Below are 21771 nucleotides of genomic sequence, written 5' to 3'. Positions count from 1 at the left end.
GGTATTTCGGCTAATACAAAGGCAAAGTCCAGATCGCCACAAACTCACCCTTCTCAATCCAGCTTTTAAAGGTTCCTTCATGGCGTTCCGCAATTTTTTCACAGGTTTTCAGTCCAATGCCAAAGCTCTCGCCGCCGCTGTTTTTTCGCACCTGGTTCGTCTGGATAATCCGCAGGGTATCCGGCTCCAGCATAACATCAAAGCAGATGGGCCGCTTAGGGTCGGCATATTTCAGGGCGTTGGAGCAAAGGTTGTCAAAAACGCGCCGGAACTGCTGAATATCCACATTGATGGCAAACCCTTCCTCGATGCTGTCTCTCACCTTGACGGTCAGGCCCTTTTCTTCCAGCAAAAAGACGCTCTCCGATAAGACCTGCGCCAGCAGCTCATTACCGTCGATCAGCTCATAATGAAACATAACCTCCTCGTTTTCGGCCACCGAATGGCTGAAGAGAGCTGTGGTGAGGTTTTTGATCTGATAGGCTTTCTCCAGCGCGTTGTTGATATAAACAGCCCCCTCCTCCGGGCTTTTGACCTTGCCGTCTCTGATGAGATCCAGATAACAGATTACAGAGGTAAGCGGCGTCCGGATGTCGTGGGATATGGCTGTGACCATCTCATGATTTTCACGGATTGCTGTCTCACGCTCGTTTATCTGCTTTTGCAGTGTCCGCCGCATATCGTTAAGCTGAATGGCCAGAGCGGTCAGCTCATCGTTGCCCTCTACTGGAATGGGGTATTCCAGCCCGCCCCCCTCTATAATCTCAATGCCGTGCTCCAGGGTATGAATGTAACGGATTTTTTTATGGAACAGCTTTAAAAACACAACAAAGAGCACCGCGATGGTCACCATGTAGGACAAAAGCTCCACAGTCTCCTCTGAGATACCGTTCTCACGGATAAAGCAGGTCAGCAGCAGCGTGGTAACAACACCTGAAGCCAACGCGATGACAAAGGAAACACCAAAGTATTTCATGACGGTCAGCCCAAGCTTTGACCGAAAAATGCTTTCCTCCTGCTTAGTCAACATAATAGCCCTTTCCCCAGGCGGTCTTGATGTACTGGGGCTCCTGAGAGTTATCTTTGAGCTTTTTACGCAGGTTCCGGATATGCACCATGACTGTGTTGTTGGCAGAATAGAAATAGGGCTCATTCCAGATGCTTTCATAAATATTCTGAGCAGAAAAAACCTTTTTCCGGTTGTCCATCATAAGCTCCAGTATCCGGTACTCAATATCGGTCAGGGTGACGATCTCTCCGCCGATCTCGACATTCTGCGCATCCTTGTCCAGCACCAGATCACGTATCACCAGCCTGTTACTCTTTTCTGCCGGCGCGCTGCCCTGGTACACGTAATAACGCCTCAGGAGAGACTTGACCCGGGATACCAGCTCGGTATAGGAGAAGGGCTTGGACAGGTAGTCATCACCGCCCACAGAGAACCCCATCACCTTGTCGGAATCCTGGTCCTTGGCTGTCAAAAACAGAATGGGCACCCGTGTTTTTTCCCTGATTTCTGAACAGGCCTTATAGCCAGATTTCTGGGGCATCATGACGTCCAGTATGATCAGATCAATGGAATCATCCGTCCTGTCCACTGCCTCCTGACCGTTTTTAGCCTGAACGACCTCAAAGCCTTCTGCTGTCAGCAGAATTTCTACCAGCTCGCAAATATCCTGATTGTCGTCTGCAATCAAAATCCGTTTCTTTCCTTCTTCGTTCATGGGAACTCCTTTCATTTAGTCGGCAACAAATACAACTTTACCTTAAAGAAAAGGCGGAAGTCTCCTTCCGCCCTGTTCTGTTTTATTTTCTTACTGATTGTAATAGGCCAGGCGTTCCAGCACCTTATCCAGCATTTCCTGGTATTTTCGCTGTTTTTCACGCTCGCCCTCCACGACCTTTTCAGGCGCCTTATCTGTAAAGCCTTTGTTGGACAGCTTTTTGTCCACACGCTCCAGCTCTTTCTCAAGCTTGGCCTTCTCGCCGTTCAGACGCTCAATTTCCTTTTCTTTGTCTACCAGCTCGTCCATAGAAAGGAACAGCTCTGCGTCTTCAACAACGGCGCTCACATAGTTTTCCTGAACCTCCTCCTTGACAATGGCGGAGATACCGGAGACAGAGGCCAGCTTTTCAAAATAAACGGAGGACTTAAGCATCAGCTCCCCACGCGCCGCATTGTCTGTGATGACAAAGAGCTGCGTTTTCTTGGAGTTTGGCACATCCATCTCGGAGCGGATATTCCGAATGCTCTTGATGCATGCCATCAGGAAGCGGACATCCTCCTCATCCTGCTTAAACTGCAGGGCTTCGTCGTATTCCGGCCATTCGGACACAATGATGGCTTCGCCGGCGTCTGGCAGGTAGCCGTAAATTTCTTCGGTGATAAACGGGATGACCGGATGCAGCAGCTTAAGGATGTTGGTCAGTACCAGGTTCAGGGTGTACTGAGCCGCTGCCTTGGTAGTCTCATCGTCGCCGTAGAGTCTTGGTTTTACCAGCTCGATGTACCAGTCACAGTATTCATTCCAGGCAAAATCGTAAACTTTCTGGGCGGCGATTCCCAGCTCGTATTTGTCCATGTTCTGTGTCACATCCCGTACAACATCGTTCATGCGGCTCAGAATCCATTTATCAGTATTTTCCAGATTGGCAAGCGCGACGTCCTGCCGATCCATGATATTTTCATCCAGATTCATCAGCACAAAGCGGGCGGCATTCCAGATTTTGTTTAAAAAGTTTCTGCTGGCTTCCAGCTTTTCGTCCTGCCAGCGGATATCATTCCCCGCTGAATTCCCTGTGATGATTGAAAAGCGCAGCGCGTCTGCGGAGAACTGCTCAATGATTTCCAGCGGGTCAATGCCGTTGCCCAGAGATTTGCTCATCTTGCGGCCCTGAGAATCACGGATCAGGCCGTGGATATAGACATCGGCGAATGGAACCTCACCCATGTTATAAAGCCCCATAAAGATCATACGGGCGACCCAGAAGAAGATGATATCATAGCCTGTGACCAGCACGTTATTGGGGTAGAATTTGTCAAGATCTGGCGTCTTTTCAGGCCAGCCCAGGGTTGAGAATGGCCAAAGGGCAGAGCTGAACCAGGTATCCAGGGCGTTTTCGTCCTGGGTAAAGTGTTCGCCTCCACACTTCGGGCAAACTTCCGGCATTTCCTTGGCGACAACCATCTCTCCGCAGTCATCACAGTAGTAGGCAGGAATCTGGTGTCCCCACCACAGCTGACGCGAAATGCACCAGTCGCGGATATTTTCCATCCAGTTAAAGTAAATCTTACTGAAGCGGTCGGGCACAAACTGTGTGTCACGGTTTTTGACAGCCTCAATGGCTGGTTTTGCCAGCGGCTCCATCTTTACAAACCACTGCTCAGAGGTCATGGTTTCAACGGTAGTGCCACAGCGGTAGCACTCGCCGACATTGTGGATGTGGTCCTCGATTTTTTCGAGCAGCCCAAGCTCCTTAAGGTCCTCCACAACCGCCTTGCGGCATTCATAACGATCCATGCCCGCATATTTTCCGGCCAGCTCATTCATAGTGCCGTCCTCATTCATGACATTGATCTCTTCAAGGTTATGGCGTTTTCCGACCTCATAGTCATTGGGGTCATGGGCCGGGGTCATCTTGACCACGCCGGTTCCAAATTCCATATCCACATAATCATCGGCAACGACCGGGATTTCCTTGTTAACCAGCGGCAGGATAACCGTTTTGCCTACCAGTTCCTTATAACGTTCATCATTTGGATTGACTGCCACACCGGAATCGCCCAGCATGGTTTCCGGACGGGTCGTGGCGACGGTAACGTAATCGTCACTGCCTGCGATGGGATAACGGATATGCCACAGATGGCCTGCCTGCTCGGCGTACTCTACCTCTGCGTCGGAAAGGGCGGTTTTACAGTCCGGGCACCAGTTTATGATACGGCTCCCCTTGTAAATCAGCCCCTCTTCATACAGACGGACAAAAGTCTCCTTGACAGCCTCACTGCAGCCCTCATCCATGGTAAAGCGCTCACGATCCCAGTCACAGGAAGCACCAAGCTTTTTAACCTGCTCACGGATACGGTCTTTATAGGTCAAAGCCCAGTCCCAGGCACGCTTTAGAAACTCCTCACGGCCAAGCTCTTCCTTAGTTTTGCCTTCCTCATTACGGATTTTTTCAACAACCTTTACCTCGGTGGCAATGCTGGCATGGTCCATCCCCGGTACCCACAGCGCCGCATAGCCCTGCATTCTTTTGAACCGGGTGAGTACGTCCTGAAGGGTGTCGTCAAAGGCATGGCCCATGTGCAGCTGTCCGGTAATATTCGGCGGCGGCATCACAATGGTAAAAGATTTTCCGTCGGGATGAACCTCCGGTTTAAAATAGTCCTTTTCCTGCCACCAGGCATATATACGGCTTTCTACGTCCTTCGGATCATAGACTTTTGACATTTCTTTTTTCAATCTGCTTACCTCTCTCTATGCTAATGTTTTTAAACCGCGATAAATTTTTTCGATATTTTATTATTATACCAAACCATCGGCTATTTTAAAAGGGTGGACTGAAAATTAGTTGTAAAATCAGGATTTGACAACAACGCTTTCCTGTCGTATATTTAAAACAGACGTATCAGACAGCCCAGCGCTGTCATGTCTGAGGATTTGTCTACGGAAAGGAAATTGGAAATGGATAAAGTGATCGCTGTCATGGAAAGCATGGTATCTTCACCCTTAGGGCTTATTTATATGAGTATTCTGTCGGATGGATGGCGTTTTTCAAAAAAGGCTACCCGGTGGATGGTTCTGCTCTTTATCCTCTTTTTGCTTCTCGCCGATATGCTTATCGTATTCAGCGCTGAGACCATCCAGTCCGCCAAATCGTCGATCTCAGTTTTCAATATTATTTTCTGCGGCCTTTTCTATTTTCTGATCTATCGCCGCTTTGACGGCAGAATGCTGTTCAATTTTTTCAGCGCCTGCCTGTTCATCTTTATCAGCGATACCCTGAGCGATACCATTTTTTACTCAACCGCCCAGATTCATATCCTTATCAAACTGCTTGTTTTTCTGTTTACCGCGCTGCTTCTGTACTTATTTTTCAGGAAGCCATTTTTGGAGGTTTTCAGAGATATCCACAGCGAATGGTGGTGGCTGATGATCGTACCGATATCCTTCAGCTTTGTATTCGCAATGATCATCATGGTTCCGGGTCCGCTGTACCAGCACCCGGAAATGCAGCCGCAGGCACTTCTGATGTGCATTGCTGTCGTCTGCGCTTACATTGCCTTTTATATTGTATTTAAAGGAATAAAGGACCGCTACCAGATCGAAAAAAGCTATGCCCTCCTCCAGATGCAGACATCTTTTATCAAAAAGCACACCGCCACGCTCCAGGAAATGGACGAGCAGATAAAAATGTACCGCCACGATATGCGCCACTACGCACAGCTGGTCAACACCTGTATCATAAACAAGGACTGGCACTCCATTAAAAAGGTGGCCGATTCAATGGACAGACGCCTCGACACCTCACAGAACAGCGGACAGCTCCAGAGTTATACCGGCGAGCTCATCGTGGACGGCGTACTGTCTTTTTTCGCAGAAAAAATGGAGCGGGAAAAGATCGACTTGACAATCCTTCTGGAGACGCCGTCTGAAGAACAGGTCGATATTACAGAATTCTCCGTCATGCTGTCAAACGCCATTGAAAATGCCTGGAACGCCTGCAAAGCAATGGCGGCAAACACGAAAAAAATCATCCAGATTACCGGCACACACCAGCACTCACAATATTTTCTGGCAATTGACAACACCTGTGGCAACGAGGTAGCCTTTGACGCAGATGGAAAGCCTGTCAGCTCAGAGAAAGGGCATGGCTATGGTGTTCAGAGTATTTCTGATTTCGCTTCGCGGTACCGTGGCTATTTACAATTTTCATGCAAAAACGGCTGGTTTCGCATGCAGATGATTTTACCTGGCCCAGAACCTGAAAAAAGACAAACTTCCTGACCCCAAAAAGGCCATTCCCTGGAATATCCGGGAATGGCCCTTTTTATTACTGCTGAACCGCAAACATCAGCTCACATTTCACAGCTTTTTCACCGTCGACAGTCGCCAGCGCATCCGCGAAGCCGATACCTGCGCGGAACCCTTTAAAGGTGACGTCCAGAGTCAGCTTGTCTCCGGGAATGACCTGGCGATGAATACGGGCCTTGTTGATGCCCGCGAACAGCGCGATTTTGCCCTTGTTTTCCTCTTTTGACAGAAGCAGCACCGCGCCCGCCTGGGCCAGAGCTTCAATGACCAGAACGCCGGGCATGACATGCTGCTGTGGAAAGTGTCCCATAAACTGCATTTCATTGGCTGTGACACATTTGACACCCACGACATGGTCGCCCTCCATCTCAATGATCTGGTCTACCAGTAAAAAGGGATAACGATGTGGTATAATTTCCTGTATCTGATTTGAATTTAAAAGCATTTTTAATCCTCCCATTTCGAAAACGCCAGGGTTGCGTTGTGTCCGCCAAATCCAAAGGAGTTGGAGATCGCACAGCGAATATCTTTTTTTACTCCTTCATTTGGCACCACGTTCAGATCACATTCGGGATCGGGCACCTGATAATTCAGGGTAGCCGGTACAAAGCCATCCTGAAGGGCCTTAACGGTGATAACAGCCTCTACAGCCCCGCTGCCGCCCAGCAGATGCCCGGTCATAGACTTGGTAGATGAAATCATCAGTTCTTTGGCACAGGCCCCGAAAAGCGCCTTTACCGCGGCTGTTTCGCCTTTATCGTTCAAAGCTGTACTGGTGCCGTGGGCGTTGATATAATCCACATCGCTAACCTTCAGCGCCCCATCCTTCAGCGCATTTTCCATAGACTTCACCGCGCCGCTGCCGTCCTCAAGAGGCGCGGTAATGTGATGGGCGTCACAGCTGGCACCATAACCCACGACTTCGGCGTAAATTTTTGCGCCTCTGGCCTTTGCGTGCTCCAGCTCCTCCAGCATCAGGATGCCGGCGCCCTCGCCCATGACAAAGCCGCTGCGCTCCTTATCGAAAGGGATAGACGCGCGTTTGGGATCATTACCGCTGTAAAGCGCACGCATGGACTGAAAGCCCGCAATGCCGAGAGGCGTGATGGTGGACTCGCTGCCGCCGGCCGCGATAACGTCCTCGTAACCGAAACGAATGCGGTGGAAGGCCTCCCCGATGGAATTGGTTCCTGAAGCGCAGGCCGTCACGCTGCTGGAGCAGATACCCTTTGCCTGTAAATCAATGGCAATGTTCCCCGGCGCCAGATTGACAATGGCCATAGGGATAAAAAACGGCGATACCCTTCCCGGTCCCCGGCTGTTTAATGTTTCAGTGGATTCCTCAATCTTGCGCAGTCCGCCGACGCCTGAGCCTACAATGACGCCGAAACGGTCGCGCTCAATATCCGCATCCTCAAGACCTGCGTCCGCATAGGCCTGCTTGGCCGCAATTCGGGCAAACTGCGTAAAGCGTTCGTTAAACTTCATCTCACGTTTGCTGAAATACTGCTCAGTGTCCAGATCCTTGACCTCAGCGGCCAGCTTCACCTTATAGTCGCTAGTATCAAATGCGGTGATCTCGCCCACGCCGCAGCGGTTTGCCTTTACACTTTCCCATGTTTCGTCAAGGGTGTTTCCAATCGGGCAGACAATGCCCAACCCTGTTATCACAACACGTCTCATATGCTCATACCTCCATCAATACTGAATACCTGTCCGGTTATGTAATTGCTCTTATCTCCTGCCAGAAAAGCCGTCAGGTCGGCCACATCCTGAGGCGTGCCGTAGCGCTTAAGCGGAATCTGGCTCATGATCTCTTCCTGTACCTTTTCGGACAAAGCGCCGCTCATATCGCTTTCAATAAAGCCCGGCGCAATGGCATTGGCGGTAATATTTCTGGAGGCGAATTCCTTGGCAGTTGTCTTTGTCAGAGCGATGACCCCCGCCTTGCTGGCCGCATAGTTCGCCTGTCCAGCGTTGCCGCCAATACCGACCACAGAGGCCATGTTGATGATCTTTCCCTTCTTTTTCTTCAGCATTACCTTGGATACATGTTGAGTACAGTTAAAGCAGCCTTTGAGATTTGTGTCGATGACCCGGTCAAAGGATTCTTCCTTCATGCGCAAAATCAGCGCGTCATCGGTGATGCCGGCATTGTTGACCAGCACGTCGATGGTTCCAAACTCGGCGGCCACCTGGTCCACCATGGCCTTGACCGCTGCGTTGTCAGCCACGTTGCACTGGCAGGTCATGGCACGGACGCCCAAGGCTTCGCATTCTTCTTTAACGGCTGTGGCCTTTTCGGCGTTTCCGTTGTAATTGATGGCTATATTATAGCCCTCCTTTGCCAGATTCAGAGCGATGGCTCTGCCGATTCCCCGGCTGGCACCGGTGATCAATGCTGTTTTCTTTTCCATTTTCATCTCCTGATTTAACGAAGCGCTTCACAGACTGCTTCAAAAGTTTCCAAATTTTCCACGTTCATCACTTTAACGGACCGGTCGATTTTTTTGACAAAACTACTGCAGGCCTTACCTGGGCCCACCTCGATAAAGGTGTCCAAGCCCATCTCGATCATGCGGCGGATGCCTTTTTCAAAATAGACTGAGGAATGGATCTGCTGCACCAGCACATCTCTCACAGGCCTTGTCTCAACATCGCCGCTCACGTTGGAAACCACCGGGACCGACGGCGTTTTGATCTCAACCGTATCCAGTAAATCAGCGAGCTCCTTTGAAGCCTCCAGAAGTAATGAGGAATGAAAAGCGCCGCTGACGTTAAGCGGCATGACACGCCGCACGCCGCGTTCAAGAAGCAGCGCCCTGGCCTTCTCTACCGCCGGGGTCTCCCCGCTGATCACGATCTGTCCCGGGCAGTTATAATTTGCCACCTCGCAGACGCCTAAATCAGAGGCGTCTGTGCAGGCCTGCTGGATGGTTTCAGCGTCAGCTCCAAGCACAGCGGCCATCATGCCAGTCCCCTTCGGCAGAGCGTGGGCCATGAGCTGGCCTCTTTTGCGCACTACCCTCAGAGCGTCCTCCAGCGTAAAAGCGCCGCCGTAGGTCAGCGCTGTGTACTCGCCAAGGCTCAGCCCTGCGGTAATATCAGGGATAACGTCTGCTTTTTTCAGGCAGTACGCCATCACATAGGATGTGATCAGCAGACAGCTCTGGGCATAGGCGGTATCATTGACCATATCCTCTGGCCCTTCAAAGCAGCACCTGGCCAGGTCAAAATCCAAATCGTTATTTGTATAAAAATCCCGGACCTCTGGAAAGGCATCGTAAAAATCCTTTCCCATGCCCACTTTCTGGGCACCCTGTCCGGCAAATAAAAATGCAGTTTTCATCTTTCCTCCATTAATGCGTTGGCTTCATTCATACAGCTTTCCATGATCTCCCGGACGCTGGTCAGCACCTTCATACGATACGCGTTAGTCCCGCAGAAGAACAGGCCATTGTTTGTATCGCCGGAGACGGCGGATACCAGGGCGCGCTGAATGCAATAGGGCGCCCTGGCCGGATCGCAGGGCTTCAGGCAATCCACACATTTGACTGGCGGAATGCGCCCCTCTCGGGACAGCCGCTCAATCAAAGCTGTCTTTACAGCCCTCCCCGGAAAGCCGACTGGGCTTTTGACAATCTCGATATCCTCTTCTTCTGCGTTCAACAGTACGGCCTTATAGGCGTCGACGCCGTCGCATTCATAGGTACCAATAAACCGGGTCGCCATCTGAACCCCGTCTGCACCAAGCTTCAGAAAACGGGCAATATTCGCTCCGTCGTAAACACCGCCTGCTGCAAACACAGGGATTTTCCGGCCGAACTTTTCTTCAAAGGCGGCGGTTTCCCGATTAACATCCGCGAGAATCTGCTCGAGGGGCTGGCATTTGCCCTCAAGCAGGTCGGCTTCCTTAAATCCAAGATGCCCGCCTGCCAGGGGCCCTTCAATGACAATAAAATCAGCGGTACGCCCGTAGTGCTTGTCCCAGGCTTTTAAAATGAGTCTGGCAGCCCGGCCGCTGGACACGATAGGCGCAATGGCGATGCTGTCATCCTCCACATATTTAGGAAGCTCCAGAGGCAGCCCGGCCCCAACGATGATGGCGTCCACTGCGGCGTCTACCGCAGCCCGCACATAGGTCTCAAAGTTTTTGAGGGCTGCCATGATATTAACGCCTAAAAGCCCTCTGCCGTCCGCGATCTCACGCGCCTTTTTTACCTCTCCTGCAAAGCCACGGATATTGGCGGCCAGATTGTTTCCTAAAAAGTCCGGTTCCCGATAGCCCGGATGAGCCATGGACAAAACACCCATGCCGCCGTTTTTCATCACATTGCCCGCCAGATTCGCAAGCGAAACGCCAACGCCCATACCACCCTGAATAATCGGGATTTCAAGAAGCTTATCTTTAATCTTAACACTCTGTATCATAGATCAGTTCCTGGCTTCTTTTCTCAAAGACTTTCTTTTCCTCTGCCGCTTCTCCCAAAAGCGTGTCGATGATCTGTGAAAAGGGCTTAACCTCTTTACACATGGCTGCAACCTGGCCCATCATCAGGGAGCCGTTTTTCACATCGCCTTCCACGACCGCTTTTCTCAGGGAGCCCAGCGTCAGGCGCTCCATTTCTTCCCGCTCAATCCCTTCACGCTCGATTTTCAGGTACTCTGTGGTCATGGCATTTTTCAGAACACGAACCGGTGCGTTCAGGCTTCTGCCAGTCACAACCGTATCGCGGTCCTTTGCCTTGATCACTGCTTTTTTATAGTTTTCGTGGATCGGGCATTCCTCAGCCAAAAGCAGGCAGGTTCCAATCTGAACCCCCTCTGCGCCCAGGCAGAGGGCAGCGTTCAGCTGTCTGCCGGAAGCGATGCCACCGGCTGCGATCACAGGGACATCCACTGCTGCGGCTACCTGCGGGACGAGGGACATAGTGGTAATATCACCGATATGTCCGCCGGATTCGGTTCCTTCAGCAATGATGGCGTCCGCTCCGTTCTGTGCCAGCCGCTTGGCCAGTGCAACACTTGCCACCACTGGAAAAACTTTAACACCAGCCTCTTTCAGCGCGTCCAGATATTTGCCCGGATTGCCTGCACCGGTGGTTACCGCCGCAACCTTTTCCTCGATTAAAACCGCCATGATATCATCGGAACAGGGGTTCATCAGCATGACATTGACGCCAAAGGGCTTGTCGGTCAGCTCACGGCAGCGGCGGACTGCCGCGCGCGTTTCCTCACCCGTCATGGAACCGCTCGCGATGATGCCAAGACAGCCGGCATTTGAGGCCACTGCCGCAAATTCCGGGGTGGCGATATTCGCCATTGCGCCCTGGATAATGGGATATTTTATATTTAGTAGTTGATTGATCAATTTTATACTCCTTGTTACTTCATATAAGATATAACAATGGAGAATGGAGAATGGAAAATGGAAAATTCAGGAACAAATCGGTTGGCCGATTTGATTATATTCAAATCTGCTTTGCATATTTGTACCATCATTCTCAATTCTCAATTCTCAATTCTACATTTAAATTTCAATTAAAGCTCCAGCCCAGGTAAAGCCTGCGCCAAAGCCAGCCATGATCACCTTCATGCCGGGCTTCAGCAGACCCTTTTCATTCATCTCCGCGTAGGCGATGGGAATGCTGGCAGAGGAAGTGTTGCCGTAACGGTCAATGTTGACATAAACCTTGCTCCGGTCGATTCCGGCCTTTTTCGCCACATAGTCAATGATGCGGATGTTGGCCTGGTGCGGGATGATCCAGTCAATGTCGGCGATGGTAAGGCCGGATTTTTCCAGGGCCCTGTCCACTGCCTCCGACATGGCTTTTGTTGCAAAGCGAAAAACCGCATTGCCATCCATGGTTACCGGCATATGCACTGGCAGCGATTTTGTCTCCAGCGCCCCTGAGGAATCCCCTCTGGCCGCTGCGTAAAAACAGGACTGCCTAGCTGGGTCCGCCTTTAACACCATAGCCCCGGCGCCATCTCCGAAAAGCACGCAGGTGCTCCGGTCCTCCCAATCCAGCACGTTGGAGATCACCTCAGTTCCCACCACACAGGCATGGTTTACCTGTCCTGTTTCCAGCAGGGCTGAAGCGACATTCATGGCATAGAGATAACCGGAACAGGCGGCGTTGACATCAAAGGCCATAACGGGCAGCTCTCTTATTCCAAGTTTTTCCTGAATCAGGCAGGCACAGGAAGGCGTGAAATTTTCCGGCGTAAAGGTCGCGGTGACAATGCAGTCGATGTCCTCCGGCTTCAGCCCGGAACGCTCAATGGCTTTGGCAGCCGCCGCACATCCCAGGTCTGAGGTTGTTTCATGTTCTGCGATAAAACGCGCGCCGATTCCGGTACGGCTCCTGATCCACTCATCACTGGTATCAATTTTTTTAGCCAGATCAACATTGGTCACGCAATTTTCCGGTACGGAAAAAGCACTTGATAATATTTGTATTCCCATTACTAAGCTCCTATTTTCCGGAACTTTTCATAGCGTTCTGCTGTCAGCTCCATTGTCTTTTTCCGCCCCAACGCCTTGAGGTCACGCTCAATCAGGGCGTCCATCTGTGAGATGACGAAATCCACGCACTGCTCCACACCATCTGCCGGTTCACTGATGATTTCATCTACGATGCCCTTGCGGTGCAGATCCTGGGCGGTAAGCTCCATGACTTCAGCCGCTTCCTGCACGCGGGAATCGTCCTTCCAAAGGATGCTCGCAAAACCTTCAGGAGACAGCACCGAGTATACCGCATGCTCCATCATATAAATCCGGTCTGCCACACTCAGGGCTAAAGCGCCGCCGCTGCCGCCCTCACCGATAACCAGGCACAGCACCGGCACCCTGAGGTCCGAAAAAACCTTAAGGCATTCGGCAATGGCCGAGGCCTGTCCCCGCTCCTCTGCTCCTCTGCCTGGATAAGCACCCGAGGTGTCCACAAAGGTGATGACCGGCCGTTTAAATTTTTCCGCCTGCCGCGCAAGCCGCAGCGCCTTTCGGTATCCCTCCGGGTTCATCATTCCAAAGTTGCGGTCAAGGTTTTCCTGAAGGTTGGTTCCTTTATTCTGAGCCAGAATGGTAACTGGCTGGCCATGAAAAAAGCCGACGCCCGCCAGAAGAGCCTGATCGTCGCCATACAGCCGGTCGCCGTGCAGCTCCATAAAGCCGTCAAACAGCGCGTCTACATAGGCCTGAGCGCGGGTGCGTTCCGGCCGTCTGGCCATCATCACCTTATCCCATGCAGTCAGTTGTTGTTTTTCCTCTGTCATCAGCCTCTCCTCTCATGTAAGTCCAGCAGCTTTTCGATGGTTGATTTCATCTGGCTGCGATGCACAATGGCGTCAATGGCGCCCTTTTCCAGTAAAAACTCTGCCTTCTGGAAATTCTCTGGAAGCTTTTCCTTGATGGTATTCTCAATCACACGCTTGCCAGCAAAGCCGATAAGGCTATCCGGCTCAGCGATGAGAATATCCCCGAGCGTCGCAAAGCTGGCGCTGACGCCTCCGGTGGTCGGATTGGTCAGAACACTCAGGTAAAAACCGCCGGCTTCCGCAAATCGCTCAAGGGCGGCGCTGGTTTTAACCATCTGCATAAGGGAGATGATTCCCTCCTGCATCCTCGCGCCGCCAGAGGCGCAGAAGATCACAAGGGGCAGCCTCTTTTTGGTGGCCAGCTCGATCAAGCGCGTGATCCGCTCACCCACGGCGCTGCCCATGCTGGCCATCATAAAGCGGCTGTCCATTACAGCTACAGCTGTTTTTCTGCCCCCGATTTTTCCAATGCCGGTCAGCACCGCTTCGGACATACCCGTCTGGCGCTGGCAGGAATCAATTTTTTCTGTATAGCCTGGAAAAGCGTCGGTATCTGGGTTGACCAGATTTTTATCAATAGTTGAAAAGCTCCCTTTGTCACAGACCTGGCGCACTCTTTCTCTGGCGCTGAGCTTGTAGTGGTAGCCGCATTCGGGACAGACATACAGGTCGTGCATCAGCGATTCTGAGGGGGTGCTTGCTTTGCACTTCGGGCAGGTAATAAACACGTTGTCCGGTATGTCACGTCCCTGCTTGTCTTTGATGGCGTGGCGCAGTGTCTTGAACAGTGTCAGCTTGTTTTTTCTTTCCTTAAACGATTGTTCCATTATCCTTCAGCTCCTGTACAAAGGTATCGACATAGCCGGTGTCAAAGCGACCCTTGATAAATTCCGGCTCATGCATCAGCACATATAAAAATTCCACATTGTTGGGAACACCTTCAACGATCAGTTCCTCCAGAGCGATCCGCATTTTTTTAATGGCCTCCAGACGGGATTCACCGTTTGTGATGCACTTTAAAATCATGGAATCGTAATAGGGCGGGATGTCATAGCCGTTGTAGATGGCTGTATCCACGCGCACCCCCCTGCCTCCCGGAAGGTTCAGAAAGCTGATATGTCCTGGTCTTGGGGCAAAATCGGCGCTCACATCCTCGGCGTTGATCCGGCATTCGATGGCGTGGCCCAGACAGCGGATATCCTCCTGCTTCAGGTTACACTTCTTCTTATCCGCAATGCGGATCTGCTGCTTGATCAGGTCGATACCTGTGATCATTTCGCTGATGGTGTGCTCAACCTGTATGCGGGTGTTCATTTCCATAAAGTAATAACGCTCTGCGCCGTCCCACAGAAATTCAATGGTTCCAACGCTGTTGTAGCCCACGTACCGGCTGGCCTTGACCGCATCGGCGGTCATAGCCTCCCGTATCTTTTCTGGAAGACAGCAGCAGGGTGCTTCCTCAACAATTTTCTGGTTGCGGCGCTGCAGCGAGCAGTCCCGCTCAAAAAGATGCAGGACATTGCCGTAATGGTCGGCCAGAAGCTGTACCTCGATATGCTTGGCACTCTGCACGACTTTCTCAACATAAACACCGTCGTCGCCAAAGGCGGTCCTCGCCTCTGCCCTGGCGGTGGTGTAGGCATCAATAAAATCTTCCTCAGCTTCCGCGACGCGCATACCGCGTCCGCCGCCGCCGCTTCTGGCTTTAATGAGCACAGGAAACCCAATGGCCCTGGCAACCTGAAAGGCCTCGTCCAGCTCTACCACACCTCTGGAACCGGGAATAACAGGCACCCCTGCCTCGATCATGGTCTCCTTAGCTCTTGCCTTGTTGCCCATCATCTCGATGACATCGGCGTCCGGGCCAATAAAAATAAGCCCGCATTGTTCAACCAGACGCGCAAAGGCTGGATTTTCAGATAGAAACCCAAAACCCGGATGGATCGCATCGCAGCCGGTGAGACAGGCGGCGCTTAAAATACGCTGCATATTCAGATAGCTTTCATCAGATCTCGGGCCGCCGATGCACACCGCCTTGGTAGCGTACTGCACATGGAGCGCGTCCTTGTCTGCTGTCGAATAAATCGCCACTGTTTCGATGCCCATTTCCTTGCAGGTCCGGATAATACGGACGGCAATCTCTCCGCGGTTAGCGATTAAAATACGTTCAATCATTGGGCCTCTCCAATACAAATGATTTTTTCGTCATATTCCACCATGGTTTCATTTTCAACGTTGATGGCTGTAATGACGCCGTCGCGGTCGCTGCGGATTTCATTCATCATCTTCATGGCCTCAATAATGCACAGAAGGTCTCCCTTCCTGACGGTATCCCCTACCTTTACCAGCGGTTCTCCGTCCTTGATGTTGGAGCGGTAAAAGGTGCCAACCAGCGGCGATTTTACCCAATGTCCCTTGGCCTCCTCGCCAGCCTCATCCACACTGGCTTCAGGCACCGCAGCCGCGGCCACTGGCTCCTTGACAGCCAGCGCAGCAGACGCCGCGGCACACTCTGTTCCTTTTTCTAATTTTATGGTAACGTCCCCGCTCTGCAGCTCCATTTTTGAAAGGGCAGAGCTGTCAAAGATCTGGACTATTTTTTCAAGTTCGTTAATGTTCATCCGTTTACCTGCCTGTGGGTGCCGGGGAGCTTGCTCCCCGGCTCCTTATTTATTTTCAACGATGTTCAGGATATCCTGAACCGTTTTTAAATTTGCCAATGCGTCGTCTTCGATACGGATATCAAATGCGTTTTCAAGTTCCATGGCCAGTTCTACGGCAGATAAAGAGTCAATGCCGAGGTCTTCCTGCAGTTTTGCTTCAGGCACGATTAAGTCCTCATCTACATTGATCGCTTCTACAATAATTTCTTTAACCTGTTCTAACACAATTACGTCCTCCTTAAAATTACTTACAGGTTAAAAGTATATCCGAAATGTTTCCAATTGTAAATAGTTTTATATTAAAATATTTTGAGGTTACGATTTCATTCTGAATTCTTAAATATTTTTAAGGCAGATTACAGTGCCACCACCTTTGTCGCCACATTTTCCATAAACATGCGATCATGCTCCACAAAAAGCATTGTCGGCTCATAACGGCAGATCAAATGCTCGATCTGTATGCGGGACAGCACGTCAATGAAGTTTAACGGCTCGTCCCAGATATGGAGATGGGCCGGTTTGCACAGGCTTGCTGCCAGCAGCACCTTCTTTTTCTGCCCGCTGCTGTAGGCCTCAAGGCCTTTGTCAAACTGCTCTCTGGAAAAGCCCAGCTTTCTGAGAATGGCCTTAAACAGGCTCTCGTTAAGACCGTTTTCACGGATATAGGTTCTCAGGCTACCGGCCAGAAAGGAGGTGTCCTGAGAAACATAGGAATATTTGAGGTGGGTTCCGACAATGAGTTCACCATTGTGGGGGATTTTTTCGCCCAGAACTGCTTTCAGAATACTGGATTTTCCACATCCGTTTTTACCGCACAGGGCCACCCGGTCGCCCCGGTTTACATCAAAGCTGACATTCTCAAAAACCGCTGTTCCATCATAGGTGACGGACAGCCCTCTGGCCTCGACCAGCCTGTTTTTAGGATAGCTCAGGGTTTTGATGGCAAGCTCATCGGCCCAGTCAATGTTTTTCAGCAGCTTTGACTTTTCCGCGATGGCTTTCTCCTTTCTGGCCTCTGTCACTTTCGAGCGCTTCATCATTTTAGCGGCCTTATGGCCAACGTAGCCACGGTCTGGCTTCAGACCTGCCACCAGTTTACGGCTTGCGCCTTTCTTTGTGTTCTCCACAGCGTCCGACCATCCGGCGGTCCGTCTGGCTGCCGTGGTCATTTTCTTTATTTCTTTTTTTAACTTTTCATTTTCGCTCATCTCATACTGATCCTGGCGCTCCTTATTTTCCACCCATGAGGAGTAGTTTCCACGCTGCACCTCAATGTTCGTATTGTTAATGGAAAGAATATGGTCCACACACTGATCTAAAAAATAACGGTCGTGCGAGACCAGAATAAACCCGTGCTTGGTGTTCAGATACTGTCCAACCAGCTCCCTGGATGCCATATCCAGATGGTTGGTGGGCTCATCAATGAGCAGAAACTGGTTTTCCCTCATAAAGAGAACCGCCAGCAGCACCTTGGTCTGCTCTCCCTGGCTTAATGTGCTGAAGGGACGGTACAGGACATCATAGTCCACCTCCAGCATGGAAAGCTCCCTCTGAAGTTCCCAGAATTCATAATTCCCACTCAGTGAGTCTACCACGTCGATGGTATTGCGCGTGCTCTGCCCAACCTTAAAGGGAAAATAAGAAAAATCAACCGAAGCGGCAATAGTACCGCTGTATTCATACTGGCCCATCAAAAGCTTTAAAAAAGTAGTTTTTCCTTTACCATTGCGCCCGGTAAAGCCCAGCTTCCAGTTGGTGTCAAGTTGAAAGGATACTTTTTCAAAAATCGTATCGTAGCTTCCATCGTAGCCAAAAGTCAGGTTTGATACATTTATTAAAGACATACTTAACCTCCTGATAAAAATGATCACATGATGCAGTAAAAGCCTCTCTTCGCATCATCTGTTCGTTTCATCCGCTAATGCTTCTTGTTCGCTATCGGATTTGCTCTGGCAAATTTGGATGAAACATCAAACGTCAAAAAACCGCAAGAAAGTATAATAACCTTCTTGCGGTTCAAAAAATGCACAGATATCATCAGGAAAGTATCCTGACATATCGAGACGGGCAGAATTTGTCTGTCTCCTCTGTCTATATTTTATGAGCGATCAGATCGTTATCTTTCTTGCTGAAGCACACCAAAAAACCCCGGCAAAGCGGACTGGCACACTTCCATATTAAAATACTTAGCAAGAAAAATTGCGCATCTTCACATCTCCTGTTCTTTTTTAGATTTCGAAGCCATTATAACAGCATTTTGGGCTGCTGTCAACACGGTCTGTCAAATTCCAATGAGCCTTTCGGCGTTTTCGTGGCAGATCATCTCCTTTTCATCCCGGGTCAGACCCACTGCCTCAAGAAATACCAAATCCTTGGCCGCGTCTCCCCAGGGGTTGTCCGTGGCAAAAATAAAGCGTTCGGCGCCGTAGATGTCGATCAGACGTCTGTAAACTGTAGGCTCAAAGGTATAGGAGGCAATGGCTGTATCAAAGGTTACGTTGGGGGTATCAAGGTAAATATCCTGTGGGGGATTACCAAAATACAGGCCGCCGGTGTGGGCGGCGATAATGGTCAACTCTGGAAATTCCCGGGCCATTTCCACTACGGCCTCTGGCGTGGCATGGATGCAGCCGGGTGAGATGGGGTCATACCCGGTATGAAAGACCACCGGCAGCTTTCGGTCGCTGATGGCCTGGTACATCGGGTACAGTCGCTTTTCATTGATAAAAAAGCCCTGGTAATCGGGGTGGAGCTTGATCCCGTAAAATCCCATTTCCACAATGCGGTCGAGCTCCTGGACATAGTCCGGCGCGTCGGGATGGATGGTGCCAAAGCTGATAAAGGCATCGCTGTGATTCTGGACATAGGCCGCAAAATCGTTGACACTTTTCTGCTGGTGCGGGTTGGTAGCGATGGGCAGCATAACGCCCAGATCAACGCCCCATTCCTTCATATTTTTTTCTGCACAGTCCAGGCTCCCGTCGCCATAATAGGTCAGATGATGGTTAGGGTCGGTCTTTGCCAGCTTTTCAATGGTTTTCGGGCAAAGCTTGTCCGGAAACAGATGGACATGTGTATCTATTAACATAACTTTCACCTCGGTTAATCTTTTCTACCTATTATAACCTTGATTTTTCCTTGCCGCAATCCCAATATTTTTAACTGTTTTTTAATTCTCCTTGACCCGCACTCTTTTAGCGTTTAAAATGAGACTATAACAAAGTGAAGGAGTGAATCTTATGAACCTGATGACGATTCCGTACCGGACATCGCATATTATGATGAAAGGTGTATTAAACGTACTCAAGCTCCCCATTCCACCAAGCCTGGTGGGCCCTGGAATGGTCAAACGCTTCCCGGAAATTATTTCGCTCTGTGATGTGCACAAAGCGCTCGTTATTACTGATAAACCTTTAATGGAGATGGGACTGCTCGACGGCTTTCTTGAAGCCCTGAAAAAGGCCGGCATCGACTACGCTGTATTTGATGGCGTTCAGCCTAACCCCACCTTCGAAAATATTTATGACGGTCTGGAAGCCTACTATACCGAAGGCTGCGACGGCGTTATTGCCTTTGGCGGCGGCTCCTCCATGGACTGCGCTAAAATCGTAGCTGCCAAGGTCACCAATGACAAGCCGATTCCAAAAATGAAGGGTCTGTTTAAGCTGACCCATCGTCTGCCGCCGTTTTTTGCCGTTCCCACCACGGCAGGCACCGGCTCTGAGGCCACCGTCTGTGCGGTTATTACGGATACCTCAAATCATGAAAAATTTGCGATCAACGATCCTAAGCTCGTCCCGCTGGCAACGGTGCTGGACCCTGAGCTCATGGTCGGCCTGCCGCCGGCTCTCACTGCCAGCACCGGCATGGACGCGCTCACCCATGCGGTCGAAGCTTACATCGGCCACTATGACGCGCCCTTTGTCAAGGAAAAGGCTCTGGCTGCTACCGAGGTGATCATGCGCGATCTGGAAGCTGTCTACAAAGATGGCTCTAACCTGAAGCTTCGCCAAAATATGTCTGTCGCCTCCTTTGACGCAGGCCTTGCCTTTACCAGGGCTTATGTGGGCTATGTCCACGCCATCGCGCACAATTTAGGCGGCTTTTACGGCGTGGCCCACGGCTTTGCCAACGCGGTTATCCTGCCGCATATCCTGGAATTTTCCAGAGAGGCTGCCCAGAAAAAGCTTTCAGAGCTTGCCCTGTGCGCCGGCCTTGGCGAACCCTGGGACAGCGAGGAGATTCTGTCCTATCGCTTTATCGACCGGATTAAGGAAATGAACGCCAATATGGGGATTCCTGAAACCATTGATGCGCTTCGCATTGAGGATATTCCTGAGCTCGCCAGGCGTGTGCTCAAGGAAGCCAACCCGACCTACCCTGTCCCCAAAATCATGGATTATGACGAATGTGTCGCTATGCTTGAAGAACTGGTTACTCCTGAGCAGCCGGACTAAAGAAACAAATGTGAGCAGGCATATAAATTGCCTGCTTTTTTATTGATTTTTTCTGAAGCGTTAAATAAATTACAGTTTTTTACAAGTATTCAGGCGTAAACTAAACCATAAAAGGGAGGAGGCGCGGCATGACCAAGCTTAAAGCATTTTTCAGAGACACCGATGGTTTTTATCTTCTGTTGATAGCAGCCTGTTCACTGCTGTCTGTCACACTGCTCCTTTCGTGGTGCAACAGCGTGTCCCCTGCCCCTGCTCCCAGCTTCTGGGAATTTCTTGTAAAATATCGTGTAGCCCTGATCCAGCTGCTGGCTGTGGCAGCAGGTCTCTGTTGCGCTCTGATCATAAGCCGTATTGATTATCACCGGATGACACCGCTCTGGATAAGCTACACAACTGTGATCTGGCTGTTGGTGCTGCTGACCTTTCTGCGTGCCGGCCCTTTTGGCATAAGCCCCGGCGATACCGGCGCCTATTGCTGGATACGCCTGCCCTTCGGCCTGGCCCTTCAACCCACCGAGCTGGCAAAATCAAGCTTTATCCTGACCTTTTCCCTTCATCTGTACACAGTACGCCATACCGACAGCCCCCTGGCAGTCGGCGGCCTTATCGCCCATCTGCTGGCACCCGTTATTCTGATTCACTTTCAGGGTGACGACGGCACTGCGCTGGTCTTTTTTGTCACGGGCCTGGTCATGTTCTTGTCGGTTAAGCACAAGCTTCGCTATTTTATCGGCACTGCGGCTGCGGCATTGGCTGCTGCTCCTCTGGTCTGGCACCTGATGGCTGGTTACCAGAGGGCGCGCATACTGGCTGTTTTTGCCCCCGGAAGGCTGGACAGTCTGACTTTGGGGTCCATTCTATACCAGCAAAACCAGGGACTGGCCGCCATTAAGGCAGGCGGGCTCTTTGGTCTGGGCCTTTTTAAACCCGATACGACTTATATTCCCGCCGCCAATAATGATTTTATCTTTTCCCATCTGGCTGAGGTCATGGGTCTTGCGGGTTGTGCGGTTCTGATTTTACTGCTGGCCGCCATTCTGTATAAAACCCTGTCCATCGGCGTAAGAAGCCATGATTTCAGGGGGCGTACCATTGCCATTGGTGTCTTTACCCTTTTTCTTGCTGAAACGGTGATCAATATTGGCATGAACCTTGAGCTGATGCCGGTCATTGGGCTGCCTCTCCCATTCTTCAGCAGCGGCGGCTCCTCACTTATGGGTGCTTTTCTCTGTGCAGGCTTTATTCTGAGCGTAAAAAGAAACAGCTTCTCTGAAAAACTCTGAGAAGCTGTTTCTT

The 21771-nt window shown here is 50.8% G+C and carries 20 protein-coding genes; 3 read left to right on the top strand and 17 right to left on the bottom strand.

Annotated features, from left to right (window positions below):
* Positions 1 to 10 precede the first annotated feature (10 nt).
* From CPZ25_RS01370 to CPZ25_RS01360, 3 genes are all read right to left on the bottom strand, one after another.
* Positions 11 to 1030, bottom strand: a complete 1020-nt coding sequence (locus tag CPZ25_RS01370; RefSeq protein ID WP_058694966.1) for a sensor histidine kinase — start codon at positions 1028 to 1030, stop codon at positions 11 to 13.
* The gene (locus CPZ25_RS01365; RefSeq protein ID WP_058694967.1) at positions 1020 to 1724 is read right to left on the bottom strand and encodes a response regulator transcription factor; all 705 of its coding nucleotides are present in this window, start codon (positions 1722 to 1724) and stop codon (positions 1020 to 1022) included. Before CPZ25_RS01365 ends, CPZ25_RS01370 begins: the two co-directional genes overlap by 11 nt.
* 90 nt (positions 1725 to 1814) lie before the next feature.
* Entirely contained in the window at positions 1815 to 4451 is a 2637-nt protein-coding gene (locus CPZ25_RS01360) for a valine--tRNA ligase (protein WP_133067080.1), read from the bottom strand.
* A gap of 234 nt (positions 4452 to 4685) precedes the next feature.
* Between CPZ25_RS01360 and CPZ25_RS01355 the strand changes: the two genes are divergently transcribed.
* Complete coding sequence (locus CPZ25_RS01355; protein ID WP_167495132.1) at positions 4686 to 6008, top strand: GHKL domain-containing protein; 1323 nt, start codon at positions 4686 to 4688, stop codon at positions 6006 to 6008.
* Positions 6009 to 6054: 46 nt separating this feature from the next.
* Here CPZ25_RS01355 and fabZ read toward each other — a convergent pair whose 3' ends face one another.
* From fabZ to CPZ25_RS01285, 14 genes are all read right to left on the bottom strand, one after another.
* Positions 6055 to 6480: a 3-hydroxyacyl-ACP dehydratase FabZ gene (gene fabZ / locus CPZ25_RS01350; RefSeq protein ID WP_058694969.1), complete on the bottom strand. Its 426-nt coding sequence runs from the start codon at positions 6478 to 6480 to the stop codon at positions 6055 to 6057.
* A 2-nt stretch (positions 6481 to 6482) separates the two neighbouring features.
* Positions 6483 to 7718, bottom strand: coding sequence for a beta-ketoacyl-ACP synthase II (fabF, locus tag CPZ25_RS01345; RefSeq protein WP_096919433.1), 1236 nt, complete (start codon positions 7716 to 7718; stop codon positions 6483 to 6485).
* On the bottom strand, positions 7715 to 8452 hold the full coding sequence (gene fabG / locus CPZ25_RS01340; protein WP_203226625.1) for a 3-oxoacyl-[acyl-carrier-protein] reductase: 738 nt from the start codon (positions 8450 to 8452) through the stop codon (positions 7715 to 7717). The genes fabF and fabG overlap by 4 nt, the downstream gene beginning before the upstream one ends.
* A 14-nt stretch (positions 8453 to 8466) precedes the next feature.
* The gene (fabD, locus tag CPZ25_RS01335; protein ID WP_096919432.1) at positions 8467 to 9384 is read right to left on the bottom strand and encodes an ACP S-malonyltransferase; all 918 of its coding nucleotides are present in this window, start codon (positions 9382 to 9384) and stop codon (positions 8467 to 8469) included.
* Positions 9381 to 10466, bottom strand: a complete 1086-nt coding sequence (locus tag CPZ25_RS01330) for an NAD(P)H-dependent flavin oxidoreductase (protein ID WP_096919431.1) — start codon at positions 10464 to 10466, stop codon at positions 9381 to 9383. The genes fabD and CPZ25_RS01330 overlap by 4 nt, the downstream gene beginning before the upstream one ends.
* The gene (locus CPZ25_RS01325) at positions 10450 to 11358 is read right to left on the bottom strand and encodes a nitronate monooxygenase (RefSeq protein ID WP_396133273.1); all 909 of its coding nucleotides are present in this window, start codon (positions 11356 to 11358) and stop codon (positions 10450 to 10452) included. The genes CPZ25_RS01330 and CPZ25_RS01325 overlap by 17 nt, the downstream gene beginning before the upstream one ends.
* A 207-nt stretch (positions 11359 to 11565) precedes the next feature.
* The gene (locus CPZ25_RS01320) at positions 11566 to 12504 is read right to left on the bottom strand and encodes a beta-ketoacyl-ACP synthase III (RefSeq protein WP_096919429.1); all 939 of its coding nucleotides are present in this window, start codon (positions 12502 to 12504) and stop codon (positions 11566 to 11568) included.
* Between the two features lie 2 nt (positions 12505 to 12506).
* Positions 12507 to 13313 carry an acetyl-CoA carboxylase carboxyltransferase subunit alpha gene (locus CPZ25_RS01315; protein ID WP_058694975.1) on the bottom strand — a complete coding sequence of 269 codons (807 nt, stop codon included), beginning with the start codon at positions 13311 to 13313 and terminating at the stop codon, positions 12507 to 12509.
* A complete protein-coding gene (gene accD, locus CPZ25_RS01310) occupies positions 13313 to 14182 on the bottom strand; it encodes an acetyl-CoA carboxylase, carboxyltransferase subunit beta (RefSeq protein ID WP_096919428.1) in 870 nt (289 codons plus the stop codon). The genes CPZ25_RS01315 and accD overlap by 1 nt, the downstream gene beginning before the upstream one ends.
* A complete protein-coding gene (accC, locus tag CPZ25_RS01305; RefSeq protein ID WP_096919427.1) occupies positions 14166 to 15530 on the bottom strand; it encodes an acetyl-CoA carboxylase biotin carboxylase subunit in 1365 nt (454 codons plus the stop codon). Before accC ends, accD begins: the two co-directional genes overlap by 17 nt.
* Positions 15527 to 15976 (bottom strand): acetyl-CoA carboxylase biotin carboxyl carrier protein, encoded by a 450-nt coding sequence (gene accB, locus CPZ25_RS01300; protein ID WP_058694978.1) that lies wholly within the window; start codon positions 15974 to 15976, stop codon positions 15527 to 15529. Before accB ends, accC begins: the two co-directional genes overlap by 4 nt.
* Positions 15977 to 16021: 45 nt before the next feature.
* Positions 16022 to 16243 (bottom strand): acyl carrier protein, encoded by a 222-nt coding sequence (locus tag CPZ25_RS01295; RefSeq protein ID WP_013379911.1) that lies wholly within the window; start codon positions 16241 to 16243, stop codon positions 16022 to 16024.
* Positions 16244 to 16374: 131 nt separating this feature from the next.
* Positions 16375 to 17862 carry a ribosomal protection-like ABC-F family protein gene (gene abc-f / locus CPZ25_RS01290; protein ID WP_096919426.1) on the bottom strand — a complete coding sequence of 496 codons (1488 nt, stop codon included), beginning with the start codon at positions 17860 to 17862 and terminating at the stop codon, positions 16375 to 16377.
* A gap of 437 nt (positions 17863 to 18299) precedes the next feature.
* The gene (locus CPZ25_RS01285) at positions 18300 to 19106 is read right to left on the bottom strand and encodes an amidohydrolase family protein (protein WP_096919425.1); all 807 of its coding nucleotides are present in this window, start codon (positions 19104 to 19106) and stop codon (positions 18300 to 18302) included.
* Between the two features lie 151 nt (positions 19107 to 19257).
* Between CPZ25_RS01285 and CPZ25_RS01280 the strand changes: the two genes are divergently transcribed.
* Both CPZ25_RS01280 and CPZ25_RS01275 read left to right on the top strand, forming a co-directional pair.
* Positions 19258 to 20475, top strand: coding sequence for an iron-containing alcohol dehydrogenase (locus CPZ25_RS01280; protein ID WP_058694981.1), 1218 nt, complete (start codon positions 19258 to 19260; stop codon positions 20473 to 20475).
* A gap of 128 nt (positions 20476 to 20603) precedes the next feature.
* Entirely contained in the window at positions 20604 to 21758 is a 1155-nt protein-coding gene (locus tag CPZ25_RS01275) for an FtsW/RodA/SpoVE family cell cycle protein (protein ID WP_096919424.1), read from the top strand.
* Positions 21759 to 21771 lie beyond the last annotated feature (13 nt).

It is taken from the genome of Eubacterium maltosivorans, assembly GCF_002441855.2.
GTDB classification, from domain to species: Bacteria; Bacillota; Clostridia; order Eubacteriales; family Eubacteriaceae; genus Eubacterium; species Eubacterium maltosivorans.
Note: the sequence above shows the minus strand (reverse complement) of the source record. Positions and strands in the feature narration are given on the sequence as shown.

Bases quoted from the DNA above. Each gene is read 5' to 3' on its own strand.
- CPZ25_RS01370 (WP_058694966.1), bottom strand. From the start codon at position 1,030: ATGTTGACTAAGCAGGAGGAAAGCATTTTTCGGTCAAAGCTTGGGCTG.
- CPZ25_RS01365 (WP_058694967.1), bottom strand. From the start codon at position 1,724: ATGAACGAAGAAGGAAAGAAACGGATTTTGATTGCAGACGACAATCAG.
- CPZ25_RS01360 (WP_133067080.1), bottom strand. From the start codon at position 4,451: ATGTCAAAAGTCTATGATCCGAAGGACGTAGAAAGCCGTATATATGCC.
- CPZ25_RS01355 (WP_167495132.1), top strand. From the start codon at position 4,686: ATGGATAAAGTGATCGCTGTCATGGAAAGCATGGTATCTTCACCCTTA.
- fabZ (WP_058694969.1), bottom strand. From the start codon at position 6,480: ATGCTTTTAAATTCAAATCAGATACAGGAAATTATACCACATCGTTAT.
- fabF (WP_096919433.1), bottom strand. From the start codon at position 7,718: ATGAGACGTGTTGTGATAACAGGGTTGGGCATTGTCTGCCCGATTGGA.
- fabG (WP_203226625.1), bottom strand. From the start codon at position 8,452: ATGGAAAAGAAAACAGCATTGATCACCGGTGCCAGCCGGGGAATCGGC.
- fabD (WP_096919432.1), bottom strand. From the start codon at position 9,384: ATGAAAACTGCATTTTTATTTGCCGGACAGGGTGCCCAGAAAGTGGGC.
- CPZ25_RS01330 (WP_096919431.1), bottom strand. From the start codon at position 10,466: ATGATACAGAGTGTTAAGATTAAAGATAAGCTTCTTGAAATCCCGATT.
- CPZ25_RS01325 (WP_396133273.1), bottom strand. From the start codon at position 11,358: ATGGCGAATATCGCCACCCCGGAATTTGCGGCAGTGGCCTCAAATGCC.
- CPZ25_RS01320 (WP_096919429.1), bottom strand. From the start codon at position 12,504: ATGGGAATACAAATATTATCAAGTGCTTTTTCCGTACCGGAAAATTGC.
- CPZ25_RS01315 (WP_058694975.1), bottom strand. From the start codon at position 13,313: ATGACAGAGGAAAAACAACAACTGACTGCATGGGATAAGGTGATGATG.
- accD (WP_096919428.1), bottom strand. From the start codon at position 14,182: ATGGAACAATCGTTTAAGGAAAGAAAAAACAAGCTGACACTGTTCAAG.
- accC (WP_096919427.1), bottom strand. From the start codon at position 15,530: ATGATTGAACGTATTTTAATCGCTAACCGCGGAGAGATTGCCGTCCGT.
- accB (WP_058694978.1), bottom strand. From the start codon at position 15,976: ATGAACATTAACGAACTTGAAAAAATAGTCCAGATCTTTGACAGCTCT.
- abc-f (WP_096919426.1), bottom strand. From the start codon at position 17,862: ATGTCTTTAATAAATGTATCAAACCTGACTTTTGGCTACGATGGAAGC.
- CPZ25_RS01285 (WP_096919425.1), bottom strand. From the start codon at position 19,106: ATGTTAATAGATACACATGTCCATCTGTTTCCGGACAAGCTTTGCCCG.
- CPZ25_RS01280 (WP_058694981.1), top strand. From the start codon at position 19,258: ATGAACCTGATGACGATTCCGTACCGGACATCGCATATTATGATGAAA.
- CPZ25_RS01275 (WP_096919424.1), top strand. From the start codon at position 20,604: ATGACCAAGCTTAAAGCATTTTTCAGAGACACCGATGGTTTTTATCTT.